This window comes from Streptomyces sp. NPDC051987, assembly GCF_040680735.1.
In the GTDB taxonomy this organism is placed as follows: Bacteria; Actinomycetota; Actinomycetes; order Streptomycetales; family Streptomycetaceae; genus Streptomyces.
Genome location: NZ_JBFAXI010000022.1, coordinates 1 through 26,368 on the forward strand (window position 1 = coordinate 1; position 26,368 = coordinate 26,368).

The following is a 26,368-nucleotide window of genomic DNA, read 5'->3' on the forward strand; positions in this document are numbered from 1 at the left end:
GGGGGCCCCCCGCCCTGCCCCCCCGCCGGCCCGGCGGGTGCCGGGCGCGCCCCCCCCCCGCGGGGGCCCCCCCCCGCGGGGGGCGCCCCCGCCGCACGCGCACGCCATGCGGCGCTCGGGCCGCCGACCACCGGCCCGCGCCATCGGCCGACGCGGCCGGCCGGCCCCCGGCAGACCTCACTGATCGCCGCTCCCGGCTCGCCGCTCACCGGGGAGAGAGGTACGGCGTGGTCGTGGTCAGGGCGTGGAAGCCCAGGCGCTCCAGGATCGGCCTGCTCATCGGCGACGCGTCCACCTGGAGGTACCGGCAGCCGTGGGCGGCGGCTATCCGGGCCCGGTGGGCGACGAGGGCCCGGTACACCCCCCGCCCGCGCCACCCTTCCACCGTGCCGCCGCCCCACAGTCCGGCGAACGGGGCCCCGGGCACCAGCTCGATCCGGGCGGCGCTGACCGGTTCGTCCCCGGCGAGCGCGACCATCGTGACCACGCCGGCCGACTGTTCGGCAAGCCCTGCCAGCAGCCGGTGCCGCAGCTGCGAACCGTCCGTACCGAAAGCCTTCTCGTGCACGTCGACGACGAGTTCGACGCCCGCCCGGTCGGTGGCGGACACCACGCGCACGCCGTCCGGCAGCCCTGCGTCGAGGCTCAGCCGGGCCACCTCCCCGACCATCAGCGTCTCCTCCGGCTCCGGCTCGAACCCGGCCGCGACGAGCCGGTCACCGAGGTCCGACGGCAGGTCGTGACCGTAGAGCTTCCACTCGAACTCCCGCCCGCGCGCGGCGAAGAAGTCGACCTGCGCGGCGATCGCGCGGTCCGCGCTCGTCTCGTCCAGCCCCGACCAGAGGACACCGTTCCATCCCGCGCCGTCCGCCACCTGGCGCACCACCGCGCCCACGCGTTCGATCCGGGTGCCGGGCCCGTCGGGGCGGGCGCCCTCGCGCATGTCCCGGTCGTACCGGGCGAGCACTTCCTGAAGATCCATCCGAGCAGTCCAGCAGCCGCCTGCGACGGCGGCAACACCGTTTTCGGTGGCCGGCCGGGACCAGGCCCTGAGGTCAGCCCAGTTCGAGCGTCGTGACCCCGAAGACCCGTTCCTGGGCGTGGGCGCGCACCGGGCCCGTGTACATGCGGGCGGTCTCGAACGACGGGGAGAAACCGGCCGCCTCGACCAGGGCGACGCCCGCCGTGCTGGTCTCGGGCACGTCGATGGCGACCCGCTCGCCCGCCGCCCCGGCGGTGAGTCCGGTGAACAGGGCACGGGCGTCGTCGGCGGTGTCGGCGAAGAGGGGGCCGATGCGCAGGCCGTCGCGGGCGGGGCGGATCACGCCGTACCCGGTGAGGCGGTCGCCGTCGTGGCGCACCAGCGTCCGGTGGCCGGCCTCGCTCAGCCACGCGGCCACGAAGTCCGGCCGGTCGGCCGGGCAGCAGGCGCCGTCGTAGGCCGTGATCGCCGCGAGGTCGCCGGCGCGGGCGGCCCGGACCCCGGCCGGAAGCTCGGCGGCAGCGGGAGCCTCGCCGCCGAACCGGGCGGTCCGGTAGGCGAGTTCGAAGCCGGACTGGCGGTAGTTGTCCTGCTGGGCCACGACGCCGTCGAGGCCGACGGTGCGGTCGCCGGCGTGCGCGAGCGCGGTCTTCCAGGTGGTGAGGCCGTGCCCCCGGCCGCGCAGGTCGGGGCGGACCAGATACCAGCCCAGGAAGGCGTAGTCGGCGCCGTAGGTGACGACGGAGACGGCCGACACCGGTTCGCCGTCGATCCGGCCGACGAAGAACCCCTCGGAATCCTGGGCGAAGAAGGCGGTGATGTCCGACAGGCCGGGATTCCAGCCCTCGTCCGCCGCCCAGTCGACGATCACGGGCCAGTCGTCCGGCATGGCCCGGGTGACGACGAGGTCCTGGGGGGCCGGAGAGGTCATCGATGTGCTCCGTTCCGTGGCGGGGTCCGACCGCGCGACGACCGGCGCCGCGCGCCCGCAGCATCCTTCCCGATCGGCCGGTGCCGCGCCACGACCGGATCAAGCCGTCGATGTGCGCCACCGGGGCCGCGGGCCACCGGCGGCCGGTCCGGCCGCCGCCGTGCGCACGGCGCAGGCCCCACCGGTCGGGTCCGGTGGGGCCTGCCGATGCGCGGTGCGTCAGCCCGCCCTGGTATCACGCCGGCCGGTCAGCGCGTCCGGCCCGGACGGAAGCGCCGGTGCAGGGCGGTCCCGGTGAGCAGCAGCGCCGCGCTGCCCGCCACGGCGGCGCCGGTGAGGTCGGTGCCGGTGTGCGCGAGGCTGGCCCCGGCCGGCGGCTCGGCGGGCTGGTGCGCCTTGGGCACGATGTGCGTCTTCGGCGGGGCGGACGGCTGGGGAGCGGTCGGCGGCTTGGTCGGCGGCTCGACGGTGCGGGGCGGCGGCGTGGGGGTCGTCGGCGGGCTCGGGTGGTCGCCGGAGGCGTTGACCGAGGTGTTGCCGAAGGCCGGATTGAGGACGCCGACCGCGTTCACGCTGTTGCCGCTGACGTTCACCGGGAGGTCGACCGGCAGCTGGACGCCGTTGCCGGAGATCACCCCGGGCGAGCCCACCTCGGCACCCCGCGCGGACGCGCCACCGGAGGCGGCCGAGCCGCCGGGAGCGTCGTGCCCGGTGCCGCCGCCCTGGTTCACGCAGGTGTTGCCGGCCGCCGGGTTCAAGAGCCCCACCACGTTCACGGTGTTCCCGCACACGCTCACCGGGACGTGCACCGGCAACTGGATGCCGTTGCCGGAGATCACCCCGGGCGAACCGGCCGCGATACCGTCCGCGCCCGAGTCGGCCCAGGCCGGGACCGCCACGGCCATCGCACCCGAGGCGGCGGCGACGGCGATCATTCCGTTTCGGGTAACCCGTTTCATAGGTTCCCTGCCTTCCAGACATGATTGCGGGCGCTCGCCCGCAACGGTTAAAACGCAGACGAACCATCCGAGTTATGGCTAATACCCCTTTCACCCCATCGAGTGACACTCGACTCGAACCGGCAGTAAAACCGTGCAAGGCCCCCGGAGCCGTGTGACCAAGGCCCTCGCAACCCGCGTGAGCGGGCGGCCGGTACGGGCCGCCGGGCCGCCCCGCTCGCCGGGAGGCGGCCGTCAGGGAGCCCGCTTATCGTGAGCGTGAGCCCCTTCGTACCCGGTCCGCCACGGAGCGTCCCTGGAGGCCCCAGATGCCCGCCGTGCCCCGTACCCGGACCACCCTGCGGCGCTGCGCGGGCGTCGGAGCCGTCGCGCTGGCGCTGCTCGGCGCCGGACTGCCCGCGACCGCCGCGCGGACCGGCGGCGAGCAGCCCGACCTGACCCGGTTCTACCGGCAGAAGGTCAGGTGGGCGGCGTGCGCGGAGGCGGAGCTGCCCAAGGACATGCAGTGTGCCAGCGTCACCGTCCCCCTCGACTACGCGCGTCCGGCCGCGGGCACCCTCGATCTGGCGCTGTCCCGCTACCGGGCGACCGGCAGCTCGCGGGGCTCGGTGCTGCTGGACTTCGGCGGTCCGGGCGGCTCGGGTGTCAGCGGGCTCGCACAGCAGGGCAAGGACTTCATGGGCCTGACCAACGGCTACGACGTGGTGGGCTTCGACCCACGGGGTGTCGGCCGCTCCTCCCCCGTCAGCTGCGGTGACGGTGCCCAGGGAACCTCGGACGGCGCGAGTGCGGAGGAGCCGCCCGACGTCGGGCATCCGCTGGCCCTGATGAAGGCGCTGAAGCAGCTGACGCAGCGCTGCACCAGGAACTCCGGGCCCGTGCTGTCCCACATAGGCACCGTGAACGCCTCCCGGGACCTGGACGTCATCCGCCAGGCGCTCGGCGACAGGAAGCTGAACTACCTGGGCTTCTCCTACGGCACCCGGCTCGGCGCGGTGTACGCGGCGCAGTTCCCGCACAACGTGGGCCGGATGGTGCTGGACGGCGTGGACACGCTGACCGAGTCGCTGGCCGAGCAGGGGGTGGCCGGTGCCCGGGGGCAGCAGACGGCGCTGGACGACTTCCTGGACTGGTGCGTCACCGACCCCGGGTGCCCGTTCGGGCAGGACCGGCGCAAGGCCGGCGAGGCGGTCGTGAAGCTGGTGCGCTCCCTCGACCAGGACCCGGTCCCCTCCGACTTCGGCGGCCCGTTCTCCGGACAGGACCTGGTGGCCGCCATCGGGCAGGGACTGTACGGCAGGGAGCTGTGGCCGCGGCTGGAGCGGGCGCTGGCCTCGCTGACCGAGGACGGGGACACCCGCGGGGCGCAGAACCTGATGTCCGGCGGCTACGCGCTGCCGAAGGGGCACGGGCGGGGCGGCGGGCTCGTGGACGGCCCGGAGATCCCCGGGGACAACCTGTCGGCCGCGCTGATGGCGATCGACTGCGCCGACGATCCGGACCGGCCGAGCGCCGAGCGGCTCACCCGGGACATCGCCCGGCTGGAGCCGGAGTACCAGCGTGCGTCCCCGGTCTTCGGCCGGTTCCGGCTCACCCAGATCCTGCTGTGCTACGGGCGTCCGCGTGGCACGGACTTCATCCGTGACCAGGTGAAGGACGTGCCCTCCGCGCGGATGCTCCTGGTGGGCACCCGCGGCGACCCGGCGACGCCGTACAGCTGGACGGTCGAGACGGCGAAGCGGCTCGGCCCGTCGGCCGTGGTGCTGGACAACCGGGCCGACGGCCACACCGGTTACACGTCCTCCACGTGTGTGCACGGCAAGGTCGACGACTTCCTGCTGTACGGCATGCTGCCGGCCGACGGCAGTTCCTGCCCGGCGGACGGTGACGGGAGCGCCGTCACGGGCTCGTCGGACTGAGGCTCAGGAGAGGACGAGCTCCGGGTCGTAGAGGTCGATCCAGTGGGCCAGGTCGAGGGTGCGTTCCAGGCCGCGCCGGTCGGCCTGGGTGGCCAGTTCGGTCCGGCGGGCCGCGCGGTCGGCCTTCTCCCGGTCGACGAGGTCGAAGACCCGGTGGCCGGGGCGGGTCAGCAGGTCCTTGACCTGGTCCTGGAGGGCGCGGCCGTACTCCGGGTCCTGGGTGGACGGGTAGGGGCTCTTGACCCGGTCGTACACGGACTGCGGGAGGACGTCCCGGGTGGCCTCGCGGAGCAGTGTCTTCTCGCGGCCGTCGAAGGACTTCAGGGCCCAGGGCGCGTTGTAGACGTACTCGACGAGCCGGTGGTCGCAGAACGGGACCCGGACCTCCAGGCCGACGGCCATGCTCAGCCGGTCCTTGCGGTCGAGCAGGGCGCGCACGAAGCGGGTGAGGTGCAGGTGGCTCATGCGGCGCATCCGGTACTCGAAGTCGCTCTCGCCGTCCAGGCGCTGGATGCCGGTGACGGCCGAGTGGTAGGCGTCGGCGACGTAGCTCTCCAGGTCGAGGGACTTGGCGAGGTCCGTGCGCAGGACGTCGGAGTCGTCACCGAAGTGCCGGGTGAACTGCAGGAGCCAGGGGAAGGTGTCGGCGGTGCGGGCTTCCTCGTCGAAGAACTGCCGGTAGCCGCCGAAGACCTCGTCGGCGGACTCCCCGGACAGGGCGACGGTGGACTGGTCGCGGACCGCCCGGAACAGCAGCAGGAGCGAGGTGTCCATGTCGCCGAACCCGGCCGGCAGGTCCCGGGCCCGGATCACCCGCTCGCGGACGGCGGGGTCGGCGAGGCTGGCCACGTCGAGGACGATGTCCTGGTGGTCGGTGCGGGCCAGGCGGGCCACGTCGTGGACGAAGGGCGTGTCGGGCGTGGAGCGCAGTTCGTCCGCGACGAAGTTGTCGGTCCGGCCGACGAAGTCGACGGCGAAGCTGCGGACCTTCTCGCCGTGCACGGCGAGCTGCCGGGCGGCGAGGGCGGTCATGGCGGAGGAGTCGAGGCCGCCCGAGAGCAGCGTGCAGCGGGGCACGTCGGCGACCAACTGGCGGCGCACGATGTCGTCGAGGAGTTCGCGGACGGTGGCGACGGTGGTGGCCCGGTCGTCGGGGTGCGGGCGGGTCTCCAGGCGCCAGTAGACCCGGGTGCGCAGGCCGCCGCGGTCGACGGTGACGACGGTGCCGGGTTCCACCTCGCGCATGCCCTCCCACACGGCGTGCCCGGGGGTCTTGACCATGGTGAACAGCTCGCGGAGCCCCTCCAGGCCGACCCGTGGGCGGACCAGCGGGTTGGCCAGGATCGCCTTGGGTTCGGAGCCGAACAGGACGCCGTCCGACGTCGGAAAGAAGTAGAAGGGCTTGATGCCCATGCGGTCGCGGATCATCACGAGCTTGTCGTGGCGGCCGTCCCAGACGGCGAAGGCGTACATGCCGTTCAGCCGCTCGGCGACGGCATCGCCCCACTCGACATAGCCGCGGAGCACGACCTCGGTGTCGGAGTCGGTGGTGAACCGGTGGCCGCGGGCGGCGAGTTCGCGGCGCAGCTCGGTGAAGTTGTAGGCCTCGCCGGAGTAGACCATCGCGACCGTCCCGTCGGGGGTGCGGACGGTCATCGGCTGGCGGCCTCCGGGCAGGTCGATGATCGCGAGCCGGCGGTGCCCCAGGGCGGCGGGGCCCTCGCTCCAGGTGCCCCGGTCGTCCGGGCCGCGGCAGGCCATGGTCTCCGTCATTGCATCCAATGCGCGCTGCTCGGTGGTGAGGTCACGGTCGAAGGAGACCCAGCCGGTGATGCCACACATGCGTTACCTCCTGCTGCCGGTCAGCCGGGCCACGCGCGCCACCTGCGGTTCCGTGACGCAGGCGATTGCCCGAGCGAACCACTTGTATTCAGCACCTATACGACGAGCCTGCGCCCGCGACCTGGGTCGGTCAACCTGGCCGTAACACGGACGGAGTACCCCACCGCCTCTTTCGGACGCGTTTTGCCCGGACGAGGCGAGCCGGCCCGCAGCGGGCCGGGCCCGACCCGCCCGGAACCGGCCAAGCGCAAAAAGTTCGCCAAACAGACCGGCGCCGCGGCTTTCGCCGGGCGCCGGTCACCTGGGGAACGGCCGGGGGCCGCTACGCGGCGGGCGTCAGGAACCGGTCCAGGACCGCGGTCAGTTCGGCCGGCCGCTCCAGCGGGAGCTCATGGCCGGCGTCGATGATCCGGACCTCCGCGTCCGGGTAGGCCTTGGCCATGCGCAGCATCTGCCGCACCGGCAACTGGATGTCGTGGTAGCCGTGCACCATCAGGGTGGGCGCGGTGATCTCGCCGACCCGGTCCAGGACGTCGAAGGCCCGCATGGCGCCGTACAGCGTCATGACCACCTCGCGCGGGGTGCCGGCGGACGCGCGGACGTGCTCCCGGATCTGCTCGCGCGGGTAGCCGGGGGCGAAGGCGCGCTGGATGTTGGCGGCGACGAACACCTTGAACGGCACCAGGGTCGAGGCCGCCATCAGCAGCCCCCGGCCGCGGCTGTACGTCATCCGGCCGATGGAGCAGACCAGGACCATCCGCTCCACCCGCTCCGGATGGGCCAGCGCGAGGGTCTGGGAGATCATGCCGCCCATCGAGTGACCGACAGGGATGAAACGGTCAACCTCCAGGTGGTCGAGGAGGGCCGTGACGTCCTGCGCCAGCTCGGCGACGGTCCGCACCCCGGCCCCGGTGCTCTCGCCGTGGCCGCGCAGGTCGAGCCGGATCACCCGGCGATCCCTGGCGAAGTGCGCCATCTGGTGGTCCCAGCGGTGCCGGTTCGCGGTCCAGCCGTGGATGAACACCAGGGGCGAAGCGCCGCCGTCCCGGGGACCCTCGTCGTCGTACGTCAGCGCCGCTCCGTCGACGTCGAACTGCGGCATGGCGGCCTCCTGGGGCGTGATCCGGTTACTGCCGGGTACGGTAACCGGCCGCCCCGCCCGTCGTCACCGGGCCGCCGGCCTCAACACGGTCACGGCACGCACCCGGTCCGGGGCGACGGGGAATTACCCCAAATGCCGTAGTCGCGAATCGGCCCTATGGTGCTGGTATGGAGCACGCACTCAGTTCTTCGACCCTTGCCGAACTGCGCCGCCCGCGCCCCTATCCCGCCGTCTCGGTGCTGACGCCGACGCATCGCCGCGAGCCGGACAACGCCCAGGACTCCGTCCGGCTGCGCAATGTCGTGGCCGAGGCGAAGAAGCAGCTGGAGGCCGATCCCGCGGTCACCCGGGACCGGCGCTCCGACGTCGTCAGGCAGCTCGACCAGGCGCTCGCCGAGGTCGACCTGACGTACACCGAGGACGGCCTGGTGATCTTCGCCGCCCCGGGAGAGCACCAGGTGTGGTCGCTGGCCCGCAGCGTGCCCGAGCGTGTGGTGCTCTCGGACACCTTCCTGACCCGCAACCTGGTGTCGGCGCACGCGGCCGAACGGCCGTTCTGGGTGCTGACCCTCTCGGCCGACCGCATCGCGCTCTGGGACGGCGGTGTCGACCGGGTCACCGAGCGCCGGTCCGGCGGATTCCCGCTCCACCGCAGCCAGGAGAACTTCGACGCCGAACGGCTGCAACGCGTCGGCGACCAGCCCAGCACCTTCCGGGACGAGGACACCAAGCACTTCCTGCGGGACGCCAACACCGCGATGGCCGCGCTGCTGCGCGACGACCCGCGGCCGCTCTACGTGACGGGCGAGCAGGCCGCCCTCTCGCTGTGGGAGGAACTGGGCAACGTCGCCCGGCACAGCATCCCCGTGCAGCACGGCGGTCTCGCGCACGCCGGACCGGAGGCCGTGTGGCAGGCGATCAGTCCGCTTCTCCAGGCGGAGTCCCGGCGCAGCATCGCGTCGGTGACCCGGGAGCTCGAATCCGCGCGCGGCCACAGGACGTTCGCGGCCGGTGTCGACGAGGTCTGGCAGAACGCCCGGGAGGGCCGGGTCCGGCTGCTCGCCGTCGAGGAGAACTACCGCACCACGGTCCGCGACGACGGCGACCATCTGGTCCCGGCCGTGAGCGGTGACCTCGACGCCCGCGACGACATCGTGGACGAGATCGTCGAGCAGTGCCTGGAGACGGGTGCCGAGGTGCGCTTCGTCCCGGACGGCACCCTGGGCGACGAGAACGGCATCGCCGGCGTGCTGCGCTACTGACACGAGGCCCTGTCTGCGGCCGACGTAGGGTCATGACCGTGGTCGTCGGCCGAGAGGGAGGGTGTGGGCGTGGCTGAGCTGCTGGGCGTCGCAGTACTGGGTGCCGGACACATGGGGGCCGACCACATACGACGGCTGGACCAGGTGGTGAGCGGCGCGAGGGTGGCCGCGGTCGCCGACCCCGACCCGGACCGCGCCAAGGAGGCGACGGCGGGGCTCGACGGCGTCACCGTCCACGCGGACCCGCTGGCCGCGCTGGCCGCACCGGGTGTGGACGCGGTACTGATCGCCTCCCCCGGCCCGGCGCACGAGGAGCCGCTGCTCGCGAGCCTCGCACGGGGTCTCCCGGTGCTGTGCGAGAAGCCCATGGTGCCGGACTCCACCGGTGCGCTGCGGGTGGTGGAGGCCGAAGCGGGGCTGGGGCACCGGCTGGCGCAGATCGGGTTCATGCGCCGTTACGACACCGAGTACCGGCGGCTGAAGTCGCTGCTCGACGGCGGCGGTCTGGGCCGGCCGCTGATGCTGCACTGCGTCCACCGCAACGTCTCCTCGCCGCCCGGCTTCACCAGCGCCATGCTGATCAACAGCTCGGTGTCGCACGAGATCGACGCGGCCCGCTGGCTGCTCGGCCAGGAGCTGACCGCGGTCACCGTGCTCCGGCCGCGGCCCTCCTCCCACGCCCCCGCGGGACTGCTCGACCCGCAGCTGGTCCTCTTCGAGACCGACGGGGGCGCCCTGGTCGATGTCGAGGTGTTCGTCAACTGCGGGTTCGGCTACCAGGTGCGCTGCGAGGCCGTGTGCGAGAAGGGCAGCGCCCGGATCGGCGAGGACCGCACCATGCTCGTCACCTCGGCCGGCGGCGCCCGCGAGGACGTGGCCCAGGACTATCTGGTGCGGTTCGCCGACGCCTACGACCGTGAGGTGCAGGCCTGGGTGGACGCCGCCCGGCAGGGCCGGGTCACCGGACCGAGCGCCTGGGACGGCTACGCCTCCGCCGTGGTCGCCGAGGCCGGGGTCCGGGCGCTGGAGACCGGCGGCCGCTCGGCCGTCCGGCTCGCCCCGCGCCCGGACCTGTACGCGGACCCCAGCCGCTGACGCTCGACGCGCCCGTCTCCAGGTGACCGGGGAACCGGCACGACCAGGTCGCGTCGGAGTCGACCGTGAGCGTGAAGTCCGTGAGCGTGAAGTCGTACCAGCCGCCCCGGTTCGCGACGGCGTCGGCGGGTGCCGGGCTCCTGGGCGGGCAGGGCGTTGGTGGTGGGCAGCGAGTCGGGCAGCGGGCCCGGCGGGCTTGCCGAGGGCAGCCAGGCGAGGCCGGACTGGTCGCCGCCGTCGTGGCCGGCGGAGTCGACCTTGCCGCTCCTCGGACGGGTGCGGTCCGGGCCGGTCGCGCCGAGGGTGGAGCAGAAGCAGGCGTCGCAGATCGTGCAGGTGTCGGTGAGCGCGTGACGTCCGAGATCGTGCCGGTCGCCCTGGTCCCGGCCGCGCTCGGGGTCGCGTCCGCGGTCACCCTCGTCGTCACCGGTGCGCCCGTGCGGCACACGGCGCGCAAGGGTGCGCCGGGCGGCCGGCAGGCTCCGGCCCGGAACGGTGGGGTGGGAGTGAACAGAAGTCACAATACGGGCCGGTAGCCCCGGACGCCTCACACGCCCCCGAACAGCGTGCTCAGACCCCGCTCCACGACCGCGTCGAGATCCTCCTGCCCGGGGGCGACCACCTCGTGGGTGCGCTGCACGAACCGGAACAGCGCCTGGGTCTCGAACTGGAGCAGGGCCAGGCCGTGCGGCGAGTGGAACTCCACAGCGGTACGCCCCGGCCCGCAGGGCCAGATGTGGACGTCCCCGCGCCCGGCCGGCGAGCTGAGCCCCTGGTCGAGGAGCGAGCGGGCGAACGTCCATGTGACCTCCTCGCCGCCGAGGGTGACCTCGGCCGGGAAGTCGACAAAGACGGCGAGCGGGTCACCGGAGGTGTAGCGGAGCGTGGCGGGCACCGGGACCTCTTCGTCCTCGGCGGTGATCAGCCGGGCGCGGGCGGGTTGCTCGAAAGTGATGTCCATGCCTGTAGGACTCCGGGAAGGCCCCTTGCATGACGCGAAATCCGGTCAGAGTTGCCGTGCGTGGCCGAGACCCCGACACTGTGAACACAGAGGCGTCGAACAACCGCCCGAGCGCGACACCAGGGCCCTGAGAAGTCGGCCGAGTCGCGTAGTCCGCCTACGACTTGGACACCCGGTCGCGTACAGCTTTCAGGGCGGTCGACCAGCCCTTGAAGACTCTGGCATATGTCAGAAGCACCACCGTATCGTGTGTTGCCAAATCCCTTACAGGGCGTCGCAGGCTGTGCAACAGTCGTAACCGGTCCCACCGTCCACCGTGGCCGTACAGTCCCGCATCGGAGTGCGTCATGCCGTCCCATGTCTCCGCGGACCGCCCCGCGGCCCAGCCGCCCGGGCGCGGCTCGGTCGAGGCGTTGATATCGCAGACGCGGCGGCTCAAGGGTGACGTGGACGCGGTACGGCGGGACACCCAGAGCTCCGGTTCCGAGCCAGAGGAACGCTGGCAGCGAGCCCTGTACGACCTGGCACTGCATCAGCTCAACGACCTGGACGCGCACTTGGCGCAACTGCGGGACGGCCCCGCGCGGCTGTCGGCCGGGCGGGAGACCGCGTCCGGCCGCCTCCCCGCGCCCGCTCCCGCGTCGGGCTCGCTGCTCAGCCGGGTCGGCAGCGCCGAGTGGAACCTCCTCACGGACGAGGTGAGTTGGTCCGGTGAGCTGTACCGGATCCTCGGCCGCGACCCGGCCGCGCCCGCGCTCACCCTGGACGAACTGCCCTCCCTCGTGCTGGACGAGGACCGGCCCCGGCTGACCGCGATGGTCACCGCCTGCCTGGTCGACGCCAGGCCGATCGACGGTGAGTTCCGCGTCCTGCGGCCCGACGGGAACGTGCGGACCGTCCACATGATGGGCGAGCCCGTGCTCGACGGCGACGGCGGCACCGCCTCGATGTGGGCCGTGCTGCGTGACGTCAGCGAACTGCGGCGCAGCCAGCGGGCGGTGCGCGAGACCCAGGACACGCTGCAGCGGCACCACCGGCGGGCCGAGACCGAACAACGGCTCGCCGTCGAGTTCCAGGAGGCCGTGCTGCCGCCGGGGCGCGGTGCCCTGCGGCTGCCGCGCCAGGGTCCGGGCGCGCTCGACGTCGCCGCCCGCTGCCTGCCCTCCGGGGCCGGCGGCCTGCTGGGCGGCGACTGGTACGACGCGCTGGAGCTCACCGACGGCGACACCCTGCTGAGCGTCGGCGACCTGACCGGTCACGGCGTCACGGTGGCCTCGGGCATGACGATGCTGCTGGGCGCCGTACGCGGCATGGCGATGGCGGGCACCCAGCCGGGCCCGCTCCTGTCGCTGCTCAACCAGTTACTCGACGCCACCGTGCAACCCGCCCTGGGCAGCGCCGTCTGCTGCCGCTACCACCCCGCCACCCGCACCCTGACCTGGGCACAGGCAGGACACCCCGCCCCGCTGCTGTTCCGCGGCGGGACGGGGTGCGCGCTCAGCGCGCCCGAGGGCGTGCTGCTCGGTGTCACCTCGGGAGCCGGTTACGGGCAGGCCGAAGTGGCCCTGGAACCGGGCGATCTGCTGCTGCTGCACACTGACGGGGTGGTTCCCGGGCACAGCGGAGCGGACTCTCTGGGCGCTCTCCTCGGCCTGGCCACCCGGTTCGGGGCGGCGCGCACCGCCCAGGACTGTGTCCGGGCCGTGGTCGAGGAGTTCGGCGAGAGCGAGCGCGAGGACGAGGCCTGTGTGCTCGTCGCCAAGGTGGGTGAGTAGCGGGGCCGGGGTGGGCGTGCAGCAGCAAGCCGGCCGGCTCGTGCGGAGCGCTCCGGCGCCTATGCCTGTGCGCTGTTGTTGCTCCCCTTGCCCCTGGGCTTGGGCAGGGCCAGCTTGATCTCCTCCCGCAGCTCCTGGATCCTCGGGTAACTGGAGTACTCGGCGGTGAGCCGGTACATCTGGCGCAACCGGTCCCAGGTGCGGTGGGAGGAGTTCGACCCCATCGACACCAGGGCCAGCCGGGCGTAGCGGTCCGCCTGCTCGGGGTCGTCCGCGATGAAGCAGGCGGAGGCCATGGACAGGAAGTCGAAGATCTTCGACCGCTGACGGCCGTCGACCCTCAGGGCCAGAGCCTTCTCCGCGTAGTACTGGGCGTGCACGGCCGCGGCCGGGTCGTGCTCGGCCAGCGTGCGGTAGGCGAGCGCCTGCATGCCGTACAGATCCTCTTCCTTGAACATCTGCATCCAGCTCGGCGGCGGCACGTCGCCCCGGTCGGAGACGAACAGGTCCTCCGCCTGGCCGAGCGTGCGGCGCATCGCCTGGCCCTTGCCCATCGACGCCTGCGCCCAGGCCTCGATGGTGTGGAGCATCGCCCGGGTGCGCGGCAGCACCTCGTCACCCGAGCCGGACTTGGCGAGCTTCATCAGGTCGAGCGCGTCGTCGGGCCGGCCCAGGTGCACCATCTGGCGAGCCGCTCTGGAGAGCGCCTCCCCGGCACGCGGCCGGTCGCCGCCCTCACGGGCTGCATGGGCGGCGATGACGAAGTACTTCTGGGCCGTGGGCTCCAGGCCGACGTCGTGCGACATCCAGCCCGCGAGGACGGCGAGGTTGGCGGCGACGCCCCACAGGCGCCGCTGCAGATGCTCGGGGTGGCGGTAGGCGAGCATGCCGCCCACCTCGTTGAGCTGTCCCACCACGGCCTTGCGCTGCAGCCCGCCGCCGCGGGCCGCGTCCCAGGCGCGGAAGACCTCGACGGAGCGCTCCAGTTCCTCGATCTCCTCGGATCCGATGGGGGCGGCCTCGTAGCGGTCGAACCCAGCGGGGTCGGCGTGCAGAGGATCGTCGAGGACGGGAGCGTCCGCCTTGAGTGTGGGGTCGGTGTGGAGCCACTCGTACATGGCGCTGCTGAGTACGGATCCCGCGGTGAGCGCGGCACCCGCGCCCACCAAGCCGCGTCGGTTGAGCATGAGGTCCATTCCCGTGAATTCGGTGAGGACCGCGGCGGTTCGTTCGGGCGCCCACGGCATGCCGTCGGGATGTTCCGCACTCCCGCCGTCCGGCCGTTTTCCCGTACGCCCGTGCCGTACCAGACCGAGGTCCTCCATGGTCACGACACGGCCGAGACGCTCGGTGAACAGAGCCGCCAGCACCCGCGGCACGGGATCGCGCGGGATCTCTCCCATGTCGATCCACCGCCGCACCCGGGAGGTGTCGGTCGCCAGCTGGGGGTGGCCCATGGCCGCCGCCTGCCGGTTGACCAGCCTCGCGAGTTCGCCCTTGGACCAGCCGGCCAGGCCGAACAGGTCCGAGAGACGGGTGTTGGGTTCTCCGGTCACGTCAAGCCCCCAGGTTCTCGGCTGAGTTGACAGTAGCCCCGTGCCGGTTGCCGGGCGACTATTCGCCACGGTTCGCCAGGGTGCGCCAGATGGTGTGCCACTGGGCGACGGGTGTCAGGTAGGAACGCGCCACCCCGACCCGGTCGCCACTGGACGGGCACACTCCCCAGGGTGTGTCCGGGCGGCCGGGACGGGTTGGGCGCGAGAAACCCTCACAGGACTTCTCAGGCAGGCACCGCAGGTACACGAAGGGATCTGTATCGCCCATGTACGCAGCATCGTCCTCCGTGTCCGCTCCGCCCCGGTCGCTGCGTCCCCGTCCGGCGGGGAGCGGACCCTACCTCGACCCGGCGCGTCCAGGGGCCGCCGTACCGGTGGTGGGCCGGCAACGGCGCGCCGCGGGTCCCGGCACCCAGCCCCTCAGCGGGAGACTCGACCTCTCCGGCCCGCAGGGTGCGCAGCTGCGCACCGCCATCGCGTCGGTGCACCGGATCTGCCCGGAGTTCGCTCCGGTCCAGGTGCTGCGCCGCTCCGGGCGGTCGGTGATCCTCGTCGGGACGACGGGGCGCAGCACCGCCGTGGCGAAGTGTCTACTGGACCACTCCCCCGCCTGGGCGGAGCGGGCCCGCCACGAGATAGCCGCATACCGCTCGTTCGTCCGGCACCGGCCACCGATCCGGGTGCCGAGGCTGATCGCGGCGGATCCGGACAACTGCACCCTGGTGATCGAGCGGATGCCCGGCCGGGTGGCGGCGGTCCAGCGCCACCCGGCGGAGGCTCCGCCCCGGGCGGACATCCGGGCGGCGCTGGGCGCGATCTGCCGGCTGAACGCGTGGCGGCCCCCGGCGGGCACCTTCGACGCCCCGGTGGACTACCCGGCCCGTATCGCCCGCTACCACGAGCTGGGGCTGCTCACCGACCGGGACATGGGTGACCTGCAGAAGCTGCTGCACGGCATCGCGGTCGCGGCGGGCCGCCAGGGAATGGGCCAGTTCTGCCACGGTGACGCCCTGCTCTCGAACATCCTGCTGTCCCCGGCCGGTCCAGTGCTGGTGGACTGGGAGCACGCGGGCTGGTATCTGCCGGGGTACGACCTGGCCACACTCTGGTCGGTCCTCGGCGACGCCCCGGTGGCGCGCCGTCAGATCAGCCAGATCGCCCAGTCGGGGGGGCCCGCGTCCCGGGACGCCTTCCTGGTGAACCTGATGCTGGTCCTCACCCGGGAGATCCGGACGTACGAGACCGCCGTGCAGCGTTCGATGCACGACGCGACCCCGACGGCACCGGGTACGGCGCACCCGGGCGCCGCACCGACCGGCGAGGAACAGCGTCTGCTGCTCCGGCGGCTGCACGACGACTGCCAGCTGGCCCGCCGAGCCGTACGCGCGGCGGTCGGCACTCGCTGACGGGGACGAGGATCCGCGGTGTGCTCAGGGGACTGCACACACCGCGGATCCTCGCATGTCCGGGGGTGTGGCGGACGCCCACTGGTGTACGCCACTGACGCCGCGCAGGCCGGTGGGCCACCACCGCGAAACTCCCACGATCTTCGTATGACATGGGAATTCTGGTGTCTCTGGGCATGATTGACGGATCGTCGGCAAGCCGGTACCACTGAGCCACGCTCAGCCCCGCACGCCCCGTCGCGCCCCATCGCCCCAGGAGGCAGCATTGCGAGGATCCGTCACCGAGCCCGCACCCCAGCACAGCGGCAGACGTACGCGCAGGACGGCCGGCGGCATCGCCGCCGCGGCTCTGCTGCTGCCGCTGCTGGGCGCGGCCCCGCCCCCCGACACCGGTGAGTCGTCATCGGGACTGCTCCAGCGGGCGTTCGCGTCCGCCGCCACCGAGTACCACGTCCCGCAGAGCGTGCTGCTGGCCGTCTCCTACCTCCAGTCCCGCTGGGACACGCACGGCGGCGCGCCCAGCGTGACCGGCGGCTACGGACCGATGCACCTCACCGACGCGCGCACGGCGCTGGCGACCGCCGCCGAGCACTTCGCCGACGGCACCGAGGACGCCCGCGGCGACAGCGCCCGTCCCGCCCTGCACCCCAGCGTGCGGGTCCCGCGGAACTCCGCGCTGCCGGCCCGCCTGAGGACGCTGCCGAAGGCCGCCGCGCTGACCGGGATCCCGGCCGAGGACCTGCGCACCGACGCGGCGGCCAACGTGGCCGGCGGCGCCGCCCTGCTCGTGGCCGCCCAGCGGGACCTGCACCAGCCGCTCAGCGCCGACCCGGCGCGCTGGTACGGCGCGATCGCCCGGTTCTCCGGCGCCGACGACACGGCGACGGCGGCGGCCTACGCCAACGACGTGTTCGACGTCCTCCACACGGGCGAGCAGCGCACCACCGACGCGGGGCAGATCGTCGCCCTCGCCGCCCAGCCGGGTCTGCGGGCCGACACCGCGCAACTGAAGCTCACCGGGCTGCGCACCGAGGTGACCGACGGCGACACGGAATGCCCGACAACGGTGTCATGCGAGTGGATCCCCGCCCCGTACGCGCAGTTCGGGGACAACGACTACGGCAACCACGACCTCGGCGACCGGCCGGCCTCCCAGAGCATCAAGTACATCGTCGTCCACGACACGGAGGGCTCCTGGGACACCACCATCAACCTGGTCCAGGACCCGACCTATGTGTCCTGGAACTACACCATCCGCTCCACCGACGGACTGATCGCCCAGCACGTCAAGGCGAAGGACGTGGCCTGGCACGCCGGCAACTGGTACATCAACGCCAAGTCGATCGGCATCGAGCACGAGGGGTTCCTCGCCTCGCCGGACGCCTGGTACACGGAGGCCATGTACCGTGCCTCGGCCCGGCTGGTGACGTACCTCTCCGAGCGGTACGGCATCCCGCTGGACCGGCAGCACATCCTCGGCCACGACACCGTGCCCGGCCCGACCACGTCCACGATCCCCGGGATGCACACCGACCCGGGCCCCTACTGGGACTGGCGGCACTACTTCGAACTGCTGGACCACCCCTTCAAGCACAGGGCGGCCAGGAAGCACCGGGTGGCGGCGGGCGACGTGGTCACGATCCTGCCGGACTACGCCACGAACCAGCCTGCGTACACCGGCTGCGTCACCAAGGGCCAGCCCTGCGCCGCGCACGGCTCCAGCGAGGTACGGCTGTACTCCGACCACGACGAGAGCGCGGCCCTGATCAAGGACATCGGCCTGGGCACGACACCGACGACCGATGTGAACGACCTCTCCTCCCGGGCCTCCACCGGTCAGCAGTACGTGGTGGCGGACACCTGGGGGGACTGGACGGCGATCTGGTACCTCGGCCAGAAGGCCTGGTTCAGGAACCCGGCTTCGGCGCCGGCGGCGGTCGGTACGCGGGGGCTGGTGATCACACCGAAGCCCGGGGTGACCGGTGTCCCGGTGTACGGCCGCGCCTATCCGGAGGCCTCCGCGTACCCGTCCGGGGTGCCGGCCCAGCCGGTCTCCCCGCTGCCGTACACGATTCCGGCGGGCCAGCGGTACGTGGCCGGTGACGAGGTGCCGGGCGAGTACTACTACGCGGTCACCTTCAGCACCGACGCGCACAAGGTCGTGGTCGGCAAGGACCTGTACTACGAGATCCAGTACGGCCACCGGGTCGAGTTCGTCCGTGCGGCCGACGTCGACGTGGTGCCGGCCGCGAAGGGCGGACGGCACCACGGGAAGTAGCCGAGGGAGGCGACCGGCCTCAGCCCTGCTGGAAAAGCTCCGCCGGGAGCGGCTTCAGCAGGGCGTACAGGTCGTCGGTGATCGGCCGGTCCCAGGCGGCGATCGTCACCAGGACACCGTCGCTGCGGTCGAACTGGACGCAGGAGATCCGGCTCTCGGACAGCTTCAGCCGGCGCACGATCAGCAGGTTGTCCCCCTGCAGGACCGGCATGTCCTCGGTGCCGACGACGCTGACGTCCTCGTCGTTCTCCAGGGCGAGGAGGAGCTGGCCGACCTCGAAGGGGACCTCGCCCTCCGCCACCTCGCGGGCCGGGGAGCCCTCGGGGAGGTTGCCGATGATCATCGCGGGGCCGCGGCCGCCGAAGAGGTCGTAGCGCAGGAAGACGCCCTGGCAGGTGCCGTCGGGGGCGGGCAGCAGCCCGGCACCGAGGTTGCCGGGCCAGTCGCCCGGGTCCATGGCCAGTACGTCGAAGTCGGGACCGGCGGGAGTGGCGCTGCGGCGACGGAGGAACGACATGCGGTCCATGGTACGGGGCCCGAGCAGCGAGATGCGGCCCTCTGCGGGGTGCGGGTCGGCCGACGCGACTCCGGCGCCCTCGCTGCACCGCCGCGCCGGCTCCCCCGTCGCCGCAGCGCCACTCCTGACCCGCCGGCGCCATCGATCCGCGGGCACTCTTGGGAACTCCTGGGCTGTCGTCACCCTGTGTCCGCCGCAGCGGTGATCAGCCACGACGGTGGTGTTCGGCGGTGCCGGGCCGGGCGGGGTCTTCGCCGTGGCGGGTGGCGGTCCTTCGCCGGGTGCGGCGCCGTCGTGGCTGGTCGCGCAGTTCCCCGCGCCCCCGGCAGGTGTCGTCGGCGCCCGCCACAAGCCGGCCTCTGCCCGAGTCCAGGGGCTGTCCGCAAAGCCGCTACAGCGTTGCCCCCTCTGTGGCGGCCAGCTCGGCGCGCGCCGCGGATGCCAGGCCGTCGGCCCCGCACCGGTGGGCGGTTTCGAGGCCTCGGCGCAGGTGGGCGGGGTCTTTGAGTTCCGTGCCCAGGGCGACCAGTGCGCAGGCCAGCTCGTAGCTCGCCGGGGAGCGGTCCAGGTGGGAGACCGACTCGCGCAGGTAGGCCAGGCGGGCCTCGCCGGACGAGACCTCCGCCGCCGTGCGCAGGGCCTGGCCGATCGCGGACGGGGCGCCGAAGCGGCGGGCACGGGTGAGCGCGTCCAGAGCCGTGGCGAGGGCGCGGTCGGGGGCGTCCTGGGCTTCGGCACGGGCCAGGTGGAGCTGCCAGGGGCACCAGGAGGGGTTGCGGATGCCGCGCGGTTCCAGGCGCCGGCCGGCCGCGGACAGCTGGGCCGCCGCGTCCTTGGTCAGGCCGCGGGCGAGGAGCAGTTCGCCGTAAACCGTCTGGGCGTCGGGGAAGACCACGGCTGCCGGGAAGGGCTCCCGGAAGGCGTGGTCGTCGGCGAGGCGGGTGGCCTCGTCGGTACGGCCGCGGGCCAGCAGGGTCTGGATCAGGGTGCCGAGGGCGTACCAGTGGGCGGGGGTGCCGGGGCCGACGCGTTCGGCGAGCCGCAGGCCGGAGCGGGCCAGGTCCTCGGCCTCGACGAGCCGGCCGCGCCGGTAGCGGACGTATCCGAGGAGGGTGTAGGCGAAGGAGAGGTGGCCGCCGCGCCAGCCCTGGCGTTCGTAGTCGGCGATCCCGGCGGCGAAGAGTTCCTCCGTGCGGTCGGGCCGGTCGGCGTACAGGAAGGCGAGGGCGACCAGGACGGGGACCTCGAAGCCGCGGTCGGCCTCGGCCCAGCCGAGTCCGCCGGCCAGGGCGCGCTCGGCGTGGTGGAGGGCGACCTCGGCGGGTTCGCCGCGCTGGATCGCGTCCCAGGTGCGCAGTCCGATGATGTACCGCTCGGTGAGGTCGCGGCCCTGCAGGCGGTCGGCGAGCCGGGCCAGCCGGCGGGACCGGGAGGGGTGGTCGGGTTCGTCGGCGCGGAAGGCGTCCCACATGAACTGTTCGGAGAGCATCCGCAGCCGTACCCTGGCGTCGCCGGTCACGCGGATCTCGCGGGCGAGGGTCTCGGAGGCCTCGGCGAGGCGGTCGCTGTGGGCGAGGACCTGGGAGAGGCGGTAGACGATGTGCTGGCGCAGGGCGGGCTCGGCGATGGGTTCCTGGAGGGCCGCGCGCAGGTGGTTGACGGTGGTGGCGGGCTCGGTGAGCAGGGAGGCGCTGCCCAGTTCGTAGAGGACGGCGGCGCGCTCCTTGGCGGGCGGGGGTTCGCGCAGGGCGCGGGCGAGGTAGCCGCGGGCCGTGTCGGGGGCGCCGGCCCGCAGGGTCTCCCCGGCGGCGGCGCGCAGTTGCCGGACGACCCAGGTGTCGCCCTCGGGGTGGGTCTCCAGGAGGTGGCGGGCGGCCGCGGTGGCGCCCTGGCCGTCATCGGTGACGCACCAGGCGGCCTGGCCGTGCAGGGCGACCCGGGTGGCGGGCGGGATGGCCCGGTAGACGGCGGTGGCGATCAGCGGGTGGACGAACTCCAGGGTCTCGGCGCCGGTGAGGACACGGGCGCCGCGCAGGGCGTCCGCGGCGTCGGCGGCCTCCTCGTGGCCGAGACCGGCGACCGCGGCGGCGAGCGCCGGGTGGATCTCGGTGCCCAGCACGGCGCAGGCCCAGGCGAACCGGACGGCGGAGGGGCCCAGGCGTTCGATGCGGGCGATCAGGCCGCTGCCCTTGACGGCGGCGGCGAGGTCGCGCAGCAGGGGCGCGCCGGCCTCGGTGGGTTCGAGGCCCCGGTCGTGGACCTTGGCGGTCAGCTCGACGGCCTCGAAGGGGTTGCCGGCGGTGACGGCCCAGCACTCGTGACAGAAGGCGTCGTCGGCGTGGTCGCCCAGGGTCTCGCGGACCAGGACGGCGACGGCGTCGGGGCTGAGCGGTTCGAGGCCGTGCGGGCGACCGCCGGCCCGTCCGGGCAGGTTGCGGAACGCGTCGGCGTGCTCGGGGAGTTCGTCGGGCCGGTAGGCGACGACGACGAGCAGCGGGAGTTGCTCGGCGCGGGGTGCGAACGCGGCGAGCCAGCCGAGGGATTCGGGGTCGGCCCAGTGGGCGTCGTCGAGGACGAGGACCATCGGGGCCTGGCGCACGGCGAGGTGGGTGAGCACCCAGTCCAGGCCGTCGCGCAGGCCCTGCTGGTCCGGCGGGGCGCCCTCGGTCGGGGCGCACAGGCCGAGGGCAGGGCCGACGATGTCGTACCAACTGCCCAGCGAGGCACGGAGTTCGGCTTCCGGGGCACCGGCGAGCCGGGGCTGCAGGAGCTGCCGGGCGACGTGGAAGGCGACGCGCTGTTCCTGGTCGCCGCCGCGGGCGGAGAGCACGGTGCACCCCTGGGCGGCGGCCCGGCGGCGGACCTCGGCGAGCAGGGTCGTCTTGCCGATGCCGGCTCGCCCGGCGAAGGCGAGCAGTGCGCCGAGCGACCTCTCGCCCGGTGCCGCGCCGTCCGCGCCCAGGCCGGTGAGTTCGGCCAACGCCTCGTCGACGGCGGCGAGTTCGCTGTCACGCTCGTAGAGCGTGCGCCGGTTGCGCAGGACCCGCTGTCCCATGACCACCCCCTGCCACGGTGGTACGCGAGCGCGGGGGGCGGGCGGCACCGTGGCTTGCAGGCAGCTCAGCGTACGCTGCACGGCGGTGATCCGCTCCCTACTGACGGTAACTGACCGAAGGGCTTGACATCACTCCCGCGGTGGCGCGGGCGGGACCACCGCGACGGGGGCGGCGGCGTGCAGCAGCACGGCGTGCGTGACGGAGCCCAGCATCCGGGCGGGCGCGAGCAGGCGGCGGCGGTGGCGGCCGACGACGACCAGGGCGGCGTCCTTGGAGGCGGATACCAGCAGGCCGGCCGCGTCGCCGGGCGGCGCGAGGACCTCGGTTCCCACGTTCGGGTGATCCTTGAGGTGCCGGGCCAGGAAGCCCTCGGCGAGGGTGCGGGTCTCCTGCTCGATCTCGTGCCGGTCGACGGCGGGCGGGACGAATGCCCCGGCAGCGGCCCAGCTGTGCACCGGCCACGGGTAGGCGGCGATCACCTGCAGCCGGGCGCCGAGCCGGGCGGCCTCCGCGAAGGCGAAGGCGAGGGTGGCGTCGTCGGGGCTGTCGACGTCCAGGCCGACCACGACCCGGGGGCCGGGTCCGGTGGGCAGCTCCTCCTGCACCTCTCTCCCCGGCCGGGGTACGACGACCACCGGGCACGCGGCGTCCCGGGCGGCGGCCATGCCGTTGGAACCCAGCAGCAGGCCGGCGAAGCCGCCGCGGCCGCGGGAGCCCAGCACCAGCAGCTGGGCGTCGGCGCCCAGTTCGGGCAGCAGCGCGCTCGGGGCGCCCTCCAGCGCGACGTACTCGACGGTCGGCCCGGCGGCACCGGCGGACAGCCGGTCGCGGATCTCGTCGAGCACGGGGTCACCCCCTTCGTCGGGTTCCCCGGCGACCAGGATGTCGGGCTGCCCCCAGGCGGCGTACTGGCGCACGTGCACCACCCGCAGCGGCGCGTCCCGTTGCCGGGCCGCCGCCACGGCCCAGTCCAGGGCGCGCAGGCTGTCTTCGGAACCGTCCGCCGCGGCGATGACCGGCGCAGTGCTCATCGTTCCTCACCTCCGGAATGCGACCTTCCCTTTCCGGGGCCAGCCTGCCGAAGGCGGCGGCCCCGGGAGGGCGCTGCCGGTCACGTGTCCGGAAATCCTCACGCAACACCCCCGGGGTCACCTCTCTGCCGCAGCGGGCGGGACCGGGGCGAGGTGCCCGCAGCGGGCGGGACCGGGGCGAGCTGCTCAGGTCAGGTCGAACTCGCCCTCGCGGGCCCCCGACACGAAGGCACCCCATTCGGCGGGGGTGAAGATCAGGGAAGGGCTCTCCGGGCGGCCGCTGTTGCGCATCGCGATGAATCCCTCGACAAAGGCGATCTGGACATCCCCCAGGCCTCGGCTGCTGGACTGCCAGTCGGCCCCGCTGAGGTCCAGCTCCGGCTTGTCCCAGCCCACTGCCCGCTGCTGCTGGATGGTGCTCTCGGCCACGTCCGTGCTCCTCCCGAATTCGTCGTCCGCGGCCAGCCTAGCTTTCGGTTCCGGCCCTCAACAGGCCACGTGGACGGGTCCTTTCAGTTGTCGGGGGCCGAGGCGCCGACCAGCCACATGGAGAAGAACTGGGAGCCGCCGCCGTAGGCGTGGCCGAGCACCTTCCGGGCGCCGTCCACCTGGTGTTCTCCGGCCTGGCCGCGCACCTGGAGGGCGGCCTCGGCGAACCGGATCATCCCGGAGGCGCCGATCGGATTGGTGGACAGGACGCCGCCCGACATGTTGACGGGGAGGTCGCCGTCGAGTTCGGTGACGCCCGACTCGGTGAGTTTCCAGCCCTCGCCCTCCTCGGCGAAGCCGAGGTTCTCCAGCCACATGGGCTCGTACCAGGAGAACGGCACGTACATCTCGACGGCGTCGATGTCCCGGCGCGGGTCGGCGATCCCCGCCTGCCGGTAGACGTCGGCGGCGCAGTCCTTCCCGGCCTGCGGCGACACCGCGTCCTTGCCGGCGAACAGGGTGGGCTCGCTGCGCATGGCGCCGCCCAGCATCCAGGCCGGCGGCCTGGCCGAGCGGGCGGCTCCGGCGCGGTCGGTGAGGACCATGGCGCAGGCGCCGTCGGAGGAGGGGCAGGTCTCCGAGTAGCGGATGGGGTCCCACAACATGGGGGACGCCTGGACCTTCTCCAGGGTGATGTCGTGCTCGTGGAGGTGGGCGTAGGGGTTCTTGAGCGCGTTGCGGCGGTCCTTGTAGGCGACCAGCGAGCCGACGGTGTCCGGGGCGCCGCTGCGTCGCATGTAGGCGCGCACATGGGGCGCGAAGAAGCCGCCCGCGCCCGCCAGCAGCGGTTGCTGGAAGGGGATGGGCAGGGACAGCCCCCACATGGCGTTGGACTCGGACTGTTTCTCGAAGGCCAGGGTCAGCACGGTGGCGTGGACCCGGGCGGCGACGAGGTTGGCGGCGACGAGCGCGGTGGAGCCGCCGACCGAGCCCGCCGTGTGGACTCGCAACATGGGTTTGCCGACCGCCCCCAGCGCGTCCGCCAGGTACAGCTCGGGCATCATCACGCCCTCGAAGAAGTCGGGCGCCTTGCCGATGACGACGGCGTCGATGTCGGCCCAGCCCAGCTCGGCGTCGTCGAGCGCGCGACGCGCGGCCTCGCGCACGAGCCCGGCGATCGACACGTCCCGCCGGGCCGCCACGTGCTTGGTCTGGCCGATGCCTACGACGGCCACGGGCTCCTTGCTCATCGCGGATCCCCTTCGAGTACGGCGACCAGGTTCTGTTGCAGGCAGGGCCCGGAGGTGGCGTGGGCGAGGGCGCGGTCGGACTCGCCGCGGTGGATGCGGGCGGCGGCCTCGCCGATGCGGATCAGCCCGGCGGCCATCATCGGGTTGGCCGCGAGGGCCCCGCCGGACGGGTTCACGCGTACGTCGTCGCCGAGCCGCAGCGCCTTGCGGAGCACGACCTCCTGCGAGCTGAACGGCGCGTGCAGTTCGGCGGTGTCCACGGGGCGTTCGAAGGCACCGGCGCGCTCGGCGGCGAGCCGGGCGGAGGGCGAGTCGGTCAGGTCGCGCACCCCCAGGCCGTGTGCCTCGATGCGGTGGTCGATGCCCCGGATCCAGGCGGGCCGGGCACACAGCTCCCGGGCCCGCTCCCCGGCCGCGAGGATCACGGCGGCGGCGCCGTCGCCGATCGGCGGGCAGTCGCCAATGCGCAGGGGCCGTACGACGTACTCCCCCTGCGGGACCGAACCCCTGAGCTGGGCGTGGGAGTTGGTGTCCGCGTCCGCCCTGCTCCGGGCGCCGACGGCGGCCAGCGCGGGTTCGTCGGTCTCCCCCGCGTCGACGAGGGCCTGGGCCTGGAGGGCGGCGAGGGCGACGGAGTCCGGCCAGAGGGGGGCCACGTAGTAGGGGTCGAGCTGGCGGGTCAGCACGTCGCGCACGGAGCCGGGCGAGGACTTGCCGTACGAGTAGACGAGTGCGGTGTCCGCGTCCCCGGTGAGCAGTTTGGTCCAGGCCTCGTACAGGGCCCAGGCGCCGTCCATCTCGACGTGCGACTCGGAGATGGGCGGCCAGGCGCCGACGCCGTCGAGGGCGAGGGTGAAGGAGAAGGCGCGCCCGGCCAGGTAGTCGCTGGAGCCGGAGCAGGTGAAGCCGATGTCGGCGGTCTTCAGGCCGGTCTGCCCGAGCACGTCGTGCAGCACCGGCATGAGCATCTCGACCTCGGAGAGCTCGTCGCTGCTGCGGCGGTGGTCGGTCTGCGCGAAGGCGACCAGTGCTATGTCACGCATCACAGCAGCTCCTTGTACGTCTCGTAGTCCGCGTCGGGTTCGCCGGTCGGCCGGTAGTGGTCGGGGTAGCGGGCTCCCTCGGTCCACACCGGCACGACCCTGAGGCCCATCCGCACCTGGTCGTAGGGGATCCCGCCGATCCGGCCGTGCAGGGCGAGGCCGGCGCCGTCGAGAGCGATGTGGGCGTAGACGTACGGCACCTCGATGTCGAGGTTCTTCGCCTTGATGTTGACGATGCAGAAGGTGGTGACCGTGCCGCCGGGACCTACCTCGACCTGTTCCGATGTGGCCACCCCACAGGTGGGGCACGCACCCCTCGGCGGGACGTACACCTTCCGGCAGGAGGGGCAGCGCTCACCGAAGGTCCGCCGGGACGACAGCGCGTTGATGTAGGCGGACTGGGCGCGGCCGGGCGAGTAGGTGTAGTCGAGGCGGGCGTGGGCGACGATGCCGTGGACGGGGTCCTCGAACTCGCCGCTGTGGCCGCCGGGTTCGGCCCCCCCGCCGTCGTACGGCTCGAAGCAGGCGATGTCGGTGATGGCGCCGGAGCGCTCCTCGGCCCAGCGGACGCGGACCCGCATGCCGGTGTGCACGGCCTCCGGCCCCGGTGCGTCGAGGGCGTGCAGCAGGGCGGTGTCGGCGCCGTCGAGCCGGACCAGGACCCAGGCGAAGGGGGTGCCGAGGGGCTGGCCGCGGCGGGGTTCGTGGTTCCAGGCCCAGGTGGTGACGGTGCCGGTGGGGGAGACCTCGACGAGGTCGCGGATCTCCTCGGCGGTCACGGGGTCGTACTCGACGGGCGGCACGAGGACGCGACCGTCGCCGGTCTTCACCCCGAGGACGACGCGTTCCCGCAGGCCGGTGAGAAAGGCGCTCTGGACGGGGCCGAGGGACCGGGTGAAGGGGAACTCGACGACGAGGGGGGCTTTGAGGACTTCAGGCATCGGGGCCTTGCCTCCTTGAGAAGGTCGGTGAGC

General features: G+C 73.2%; 20 protein-coding genes. 6 read left to right on the forward strand and 14 right to left on the reverse strand.

Annotation, left to right across the window (positions count from 1 at the left end; all coding sequences use genetic code 11):
• Positions 1-205: 205 nt before the first annotated feature.
• The 3 genes from AB0M11_RS14575 to AB0M11_RS14585 all read right to left on the reverse strand — a co-directional run bounded on the left by AB0M11_RS14575 (position 206) and on the right by AB0M11_RS14585 (position 2,848).
• Positions 206-982: a GNAT family N-acetyltransferase gene (locus AB0M11_RS14575; RefSeq protein ID WP_365705098.1), complete on the reverse strand. Its 777-nt coding sequence runs from the start codon at positions 980-982 to the stop codon at positions 206-208.
• Between the two features lie 73 nt (positions 983-1,055).
• The gene (locus AB0M11_RS14580; protein ID WP_365705100.1) at positions 1,056-1,913 is read right to left on the reverse strand and encodes a GNAT family N-acetyltransferase; all 858 of its coding nucleotides are present in this window, start codon (positions 1,911-1,913) and stop codon (positions 1,056-1,058) included.
• A gap of 248 nt (positions 1,914-2,161) precedes the next feature.
• Entirely contained in the window at positions 2,162-2,848 is a 687-nt protein-coding gene (locus AB0M11_RS14585; RefSeq protein ID WP_365705102.1) for a chaplin, read from the reverse strand.
• Between the two features lie 332 nt (positions 2,849-3,180).
• Between AB0M11_RS14585 and AB0M11_RS14590 the strand changes: the two genes are divergently transcribed.
• Positions 3,181-4,791 carry an alpha/beta hydrolase gene (locus AB0M11_RS14590; RefSeq protein ID WP_365705104.1) on the forward strand — a complete coding sequence of 537 codons (1,611 nt, stop codon included), beginning with the start codon at positions 3,181-3,183 and terminating at the stop codon, positions 4,789-4,791.
• A gap of 3 nt (positions 4,792-4,794) precedes the next feature.
• Here the strand turns inward: AB0M11_RS14590 and asnB are convergent, their stop codons facing one another.
• Both asnB and AB0M11_RS14600 read right to left on the reverse strand, forming a co-directional pair.
• Positions 4,795-6,633, reverse strand: coding sequence for an asparagine synthase (glutamine-hydrolyzing) (asnB, locus tag AB0M11_RS14595; protein ID WP_365705106.1), 1,839 nt, complete (start codon positions 6,631-6,633; stop codon positions 4,795-4,797).
• A gap of 322 nt (positions 6,634-6,955) precedes the next feature.
• Positions 6,956-7,735 carry an alpha/beta fold hydrolase gene (locus tag AB0M11_RS14600; RefSeq protein WP_365705108.1) on the reverse strand — a complete coding sequence of 260 codons (780 nt, stop codon included), beginning with the start codon at positions 7,733-7,735 and terminating at the stop codon, positions 6,956-6,958.
• 167 nt (positions 7,736-7,902) lie between these two features.
• On the opposite strand from AB0M11_RS14600, the gene AB0M11_RS14605 reads away from it, so the two are divergent.
• Both AB0M11_RS14605 and AB0M11_RS14610 read left to right on the forward strand, forming a co-directional pair.
• Positions 7,903-8,997, forward strand: a complete 1,095-nt coding sequence (locus AB0M11_RS14605) for a chemotaxis protein (RefSeq protein WP_365705110.1) — start codon at positions 7,903-7,905, stop codon at positions 8,995-8,997.
• 69 nt (positions 8,998-9,066) lie between these two features.
• The gene (locus AB0M11_RS14610) at positions 9,067-10,092 is read left to right on the forward strand and encodes a Gfo/Idh/MocA family oxidoreductase (RefSeq protein ID WP_365705112.1); all 1,026 of its coding nucleotides are present in this window, start codon (positions 9,067-9,069) and stop codon (positions 10,090-10,092) included.
• Positions 10,093-10,639: 547 nt separating this feature from the next.
• On the opposite strand, the gene AB0M11_RS14615 is transcribed toward AB0M11_RS14610, so the two are convergent.
• On the reverse strand, positions 10,640-11,053 hold the full coding sequence (locus AB0M11_RS14615; RefSeq protein WP_365705114.1) for an SsgA family sporulation/cell division regulator: 414 nt from the start codon (positions 11,051-11,053) through the stop codon (positions 10,640-10,642).
• A 347-nt stretch (positions 11,054-11,400) separates the two neighbouring features.
• Between AB0M11_RS14615 and AB0M11_RS14620 the strand changes: the two genes are divergently transcribed.
• On the forward strand, positions 11,401-12,828 hold the full coding sequence (locus AB0M11_RS14620) for a SpoIIE family protein phosphatase (protein WP_365705116.1): 1,428 nt from the start codon (positions 11,401-11,403) through the stop codon (positions 12,826-12,828).
• 59 nt (positions 12,829-12,887) lie between these two features.
• On the opposite strand, the gene AB0M11_RS14625 is transcribed toward AB0M11_RS14620, so the two are convergent.
• A complete protein-coding gene (locus AB0M11_RS14625) occupies positions 12,888-14,384 on the reverse strand; it encodes a hypothetical protein (RefSeq protein WP_365705118.1) in 1,497 nt (498 codons plus the stop codon).
• 266 nt (positions 14,385-14,650) lie between these two features.
• On the opposite strand from AB0M11_RS14625, the gene AB0M11_RS14630 reads away from it, so the two are divergent.
• Positions 14,651-15,790, forward strand: coding sequence for an aminoglycoside phosphotransferase family protein (locus tag AB0M11_RS14630; RefSeq protein WP_365705120.1), 1,140 nt, complete (start codon positions 14,651-14,653; stop codon positions 15,788-15,790).
• A 265-nt stretch (positions 15,791-16,055) separates the two neighbouring features.
• Positions 16,056-18,068, forward strand: a complete 2,013-nt coding sequence (locus tag AB0M11_RS14635) for an N-acetylmuramoyl-L-alanine amidase (RefSeq protein WP_365705122.1) — start codon at positions 16,056-16,058, stop codon at positions 18,066-18,068.
• A 19-nt stretch (positions 18,069-18,087) separates the two neighbouring features.
• Here AB0M11_RS14635 and AB0M11_RS14640 read toward each other — a convergent pair whose 3' ends face one another.
• From AB0M11_RS14640 to AB0M11_RS14670, 7 genes are all read right to left on the reverse strand, one after another.
• Positions 18,088-18,585 carry a hypothetical protein gene (locus tag AB0M11_RS14640; RefSeq protein ID WP_365705124.1) on the reverse strand — a complete coding sequence of 166 codons (498 nt, stop codon included), beginning with the start codon at positions 18,583-18,585 and terminating at the stop codon, positions 18,088-18,090.
• A gap of 391 nt (positions 18,586-18,976) precedes the next feature.
• Complete coding sequence (locus tag AB0M11_RS14645; RefSeq protein WP_365705126.1) at positions 18,977-21,640, reverse strand: AAA family ATPase; 2,664 nt, start codon at positions 21,638-21,640, stop codon at positions 18,977-18,979.
• A 129-nt stretch (positions 21,641-21,769) separates the two neighbouring features.
• On the reverse strand, positions 21,770-22,672 hold the full coding sequence (locus tag AB0M11_RS14650; protein WP_365705128.1) for a universal stress protein: 903 nt from the start codon (positions 22,670-22,672) through the stop codon (positions 21,770-21,772).
• A gap of 186 nt (positions 22,673-22,858) precedes the next feature.
• Entirely contained in the window at positions 22,859-23,101 is a 243-nt protein-coding gene (locus tag AB0M11_RS14655) for a DUF397 domain-containing protein (protein ID WP_093507816.1), read from the reverse strand.
• A gap of 83 nt (positions 23,102-23,184) precedes the next feature.
• Positions 23,185-24,351 (reverse strand): thiolase domain-containing protein, encoded by a 1,167-nt coding sequence (locus AB0M11_RS14660; RefSeq protein ID WP_365705131.1) that lies wholly within the window; start codon positions 24,349-24,351, stop codon positions 23,185-23,187.
• On the reverse strand, positions 24,348-25,394 hold the full coding sequence (locus AB0M11_RS14665; RefSeq protein ID WP_365705133.1) for a thiolase domain-containing protein: 1,047 nt from the start codon (positions 25,392-25,394) through the stop codon (positions 24,348-24,350). The genes AB0M11_RS14660 and AB0M11_RS14665 overlap by 4 nt, the downstream gene beginning before the upstream one ends.
• Positions 25,394-26,335: an OB-fold domain-containing protein gene (locus AB0M11_RS14670; protein ID WP_365705135.1), complete on the reverse strand. Its 942-nt coding sequence runs from the start codon at positions 26,333-26,335 to the stop codon at positions 25,394-25,396. The genes AB0M11_RS14665 and AB0M11_RS14670 overlap by 1 nt, the downstream gene beginning before the upstream one ends.
• Positions 26,336-26,368: the final 33 nt, after the last annotated feature.

Bases quoted from the DNA above. Each gene is read 5' to 3' on its own strand.
- AB0M11_RS14575 (WP_365705098.1), bottom strand. From the start codon at position 982: ATGGATCTTCAGGAAGTGCTCGCCCGGTACGACCGGGACATGCGCGAG.
- AB0M11_RS14580 (WP_365705100.1), bottom strand. From the start codon at position 1,913: ATGACCTCTCCGGCCCCCCAGGACCTCGTCGTCACCCGGGCCATGCCG.
- AB0M11_RS14585 (WP_365705102.1), bottom strand. From the start codon at position 2,848: ATGATCGCCGTCGCCGCCGCCTCGGGTGCGATGGCCGTGGCGGTCCCG.
- AB0M11_RS14590 (WP_365705104.1), top strand. From the start codon at position 3,181: ATGCCCGCCGTGCCCCGTACCCGGACCACCCTGCGGCGCTGCGCGGGC.
- asnB (WP_365705106.1), bottom strand. From the start codon at position 6,633: ATGTGTGGCATCACCGGCTGGGTCTCCTTCGACCGTGACCTCACCACC.
- AB0M11_RS14600 (WP_365705108.1), bottom strand. From the start codon at position 7,735: ATGCCGCAGTTCGACGTCGACGGAGCGGCGCTGACGTACGACGACGAG.
- AB0M11_RS14605 (WP_365705110.1), top strand. From the start codon at position 7,903: ATGGAGCACGCACTCAGTTCTTCGACCCTTGCCGAACTGCGCCGCCCG.
- AB0M11_RS14615 (WP_365705114.1), bottom strand. From the start codon at position 11,053: ATGGACATCACTTTCGAGCAACCCGCCCGCGCCCGGCTGATCACCGCC.
- AB0M11_RS14620 (WP_365705116.1), top strand. From the start codon at position 11,401: ATGCCGTCCCATGTCTCCGCGGACCGCCCCGCGGCCCAGCCGCCCGGG.
- AB0M11_RS14630 (WP_365705120.1), top strand. From the start codon at position 14,651: ATGTACGCAGCATCGTCCTCCGTGTCCGCTCCGCCCCGGTCGCTGCGT.
- AB0M11_RS14640 (WP_365705124.1), bottom strand. From the start codon at position 18,585: ATGTCGTTCCTCCGTCGCCGCAGCGCCACTCCCGCCGGTCCCGACTTC.
- AB0M11_RS14645 (WP_365705126.1), bottom strand. From the start codon at position 21,640: ATGGGACAGCGGGTCCTGCGCAACCGGCGCACGCTCTACGAGCGTGAC.
- AB0M11_RS14650 (WP_365705128.1), bottom strand. From the start codon at position 22,672: ATGAGCACTGCGCCGGTCATCGCCGCGGCGGACGGTTCCGAAGACAGC.
- AB0M11_RS14660 (WP_365705131.1), bottom strand. From the start codon at position 24,351: ATGAGCAAGGAGCCCGTGGCCGTCGTAGGCATCGGCCAGACCAAGCAC.
- AB0M11_RS14665 (WP_365705133.1), bottom strand. From the start codon at position 25,394: ATGCGTGACATAGCACTGGTCGCCTTCGCGCAGACCGACCACCGCCGC.
- AB0M11_RS14670 (WP_365705135.1), bottom strand. From the start codon at position 26,335: ATGCCTGAAGTCCTCAAAGCCCCCCTCGTCGTCGAGTTCCCCTTCACC.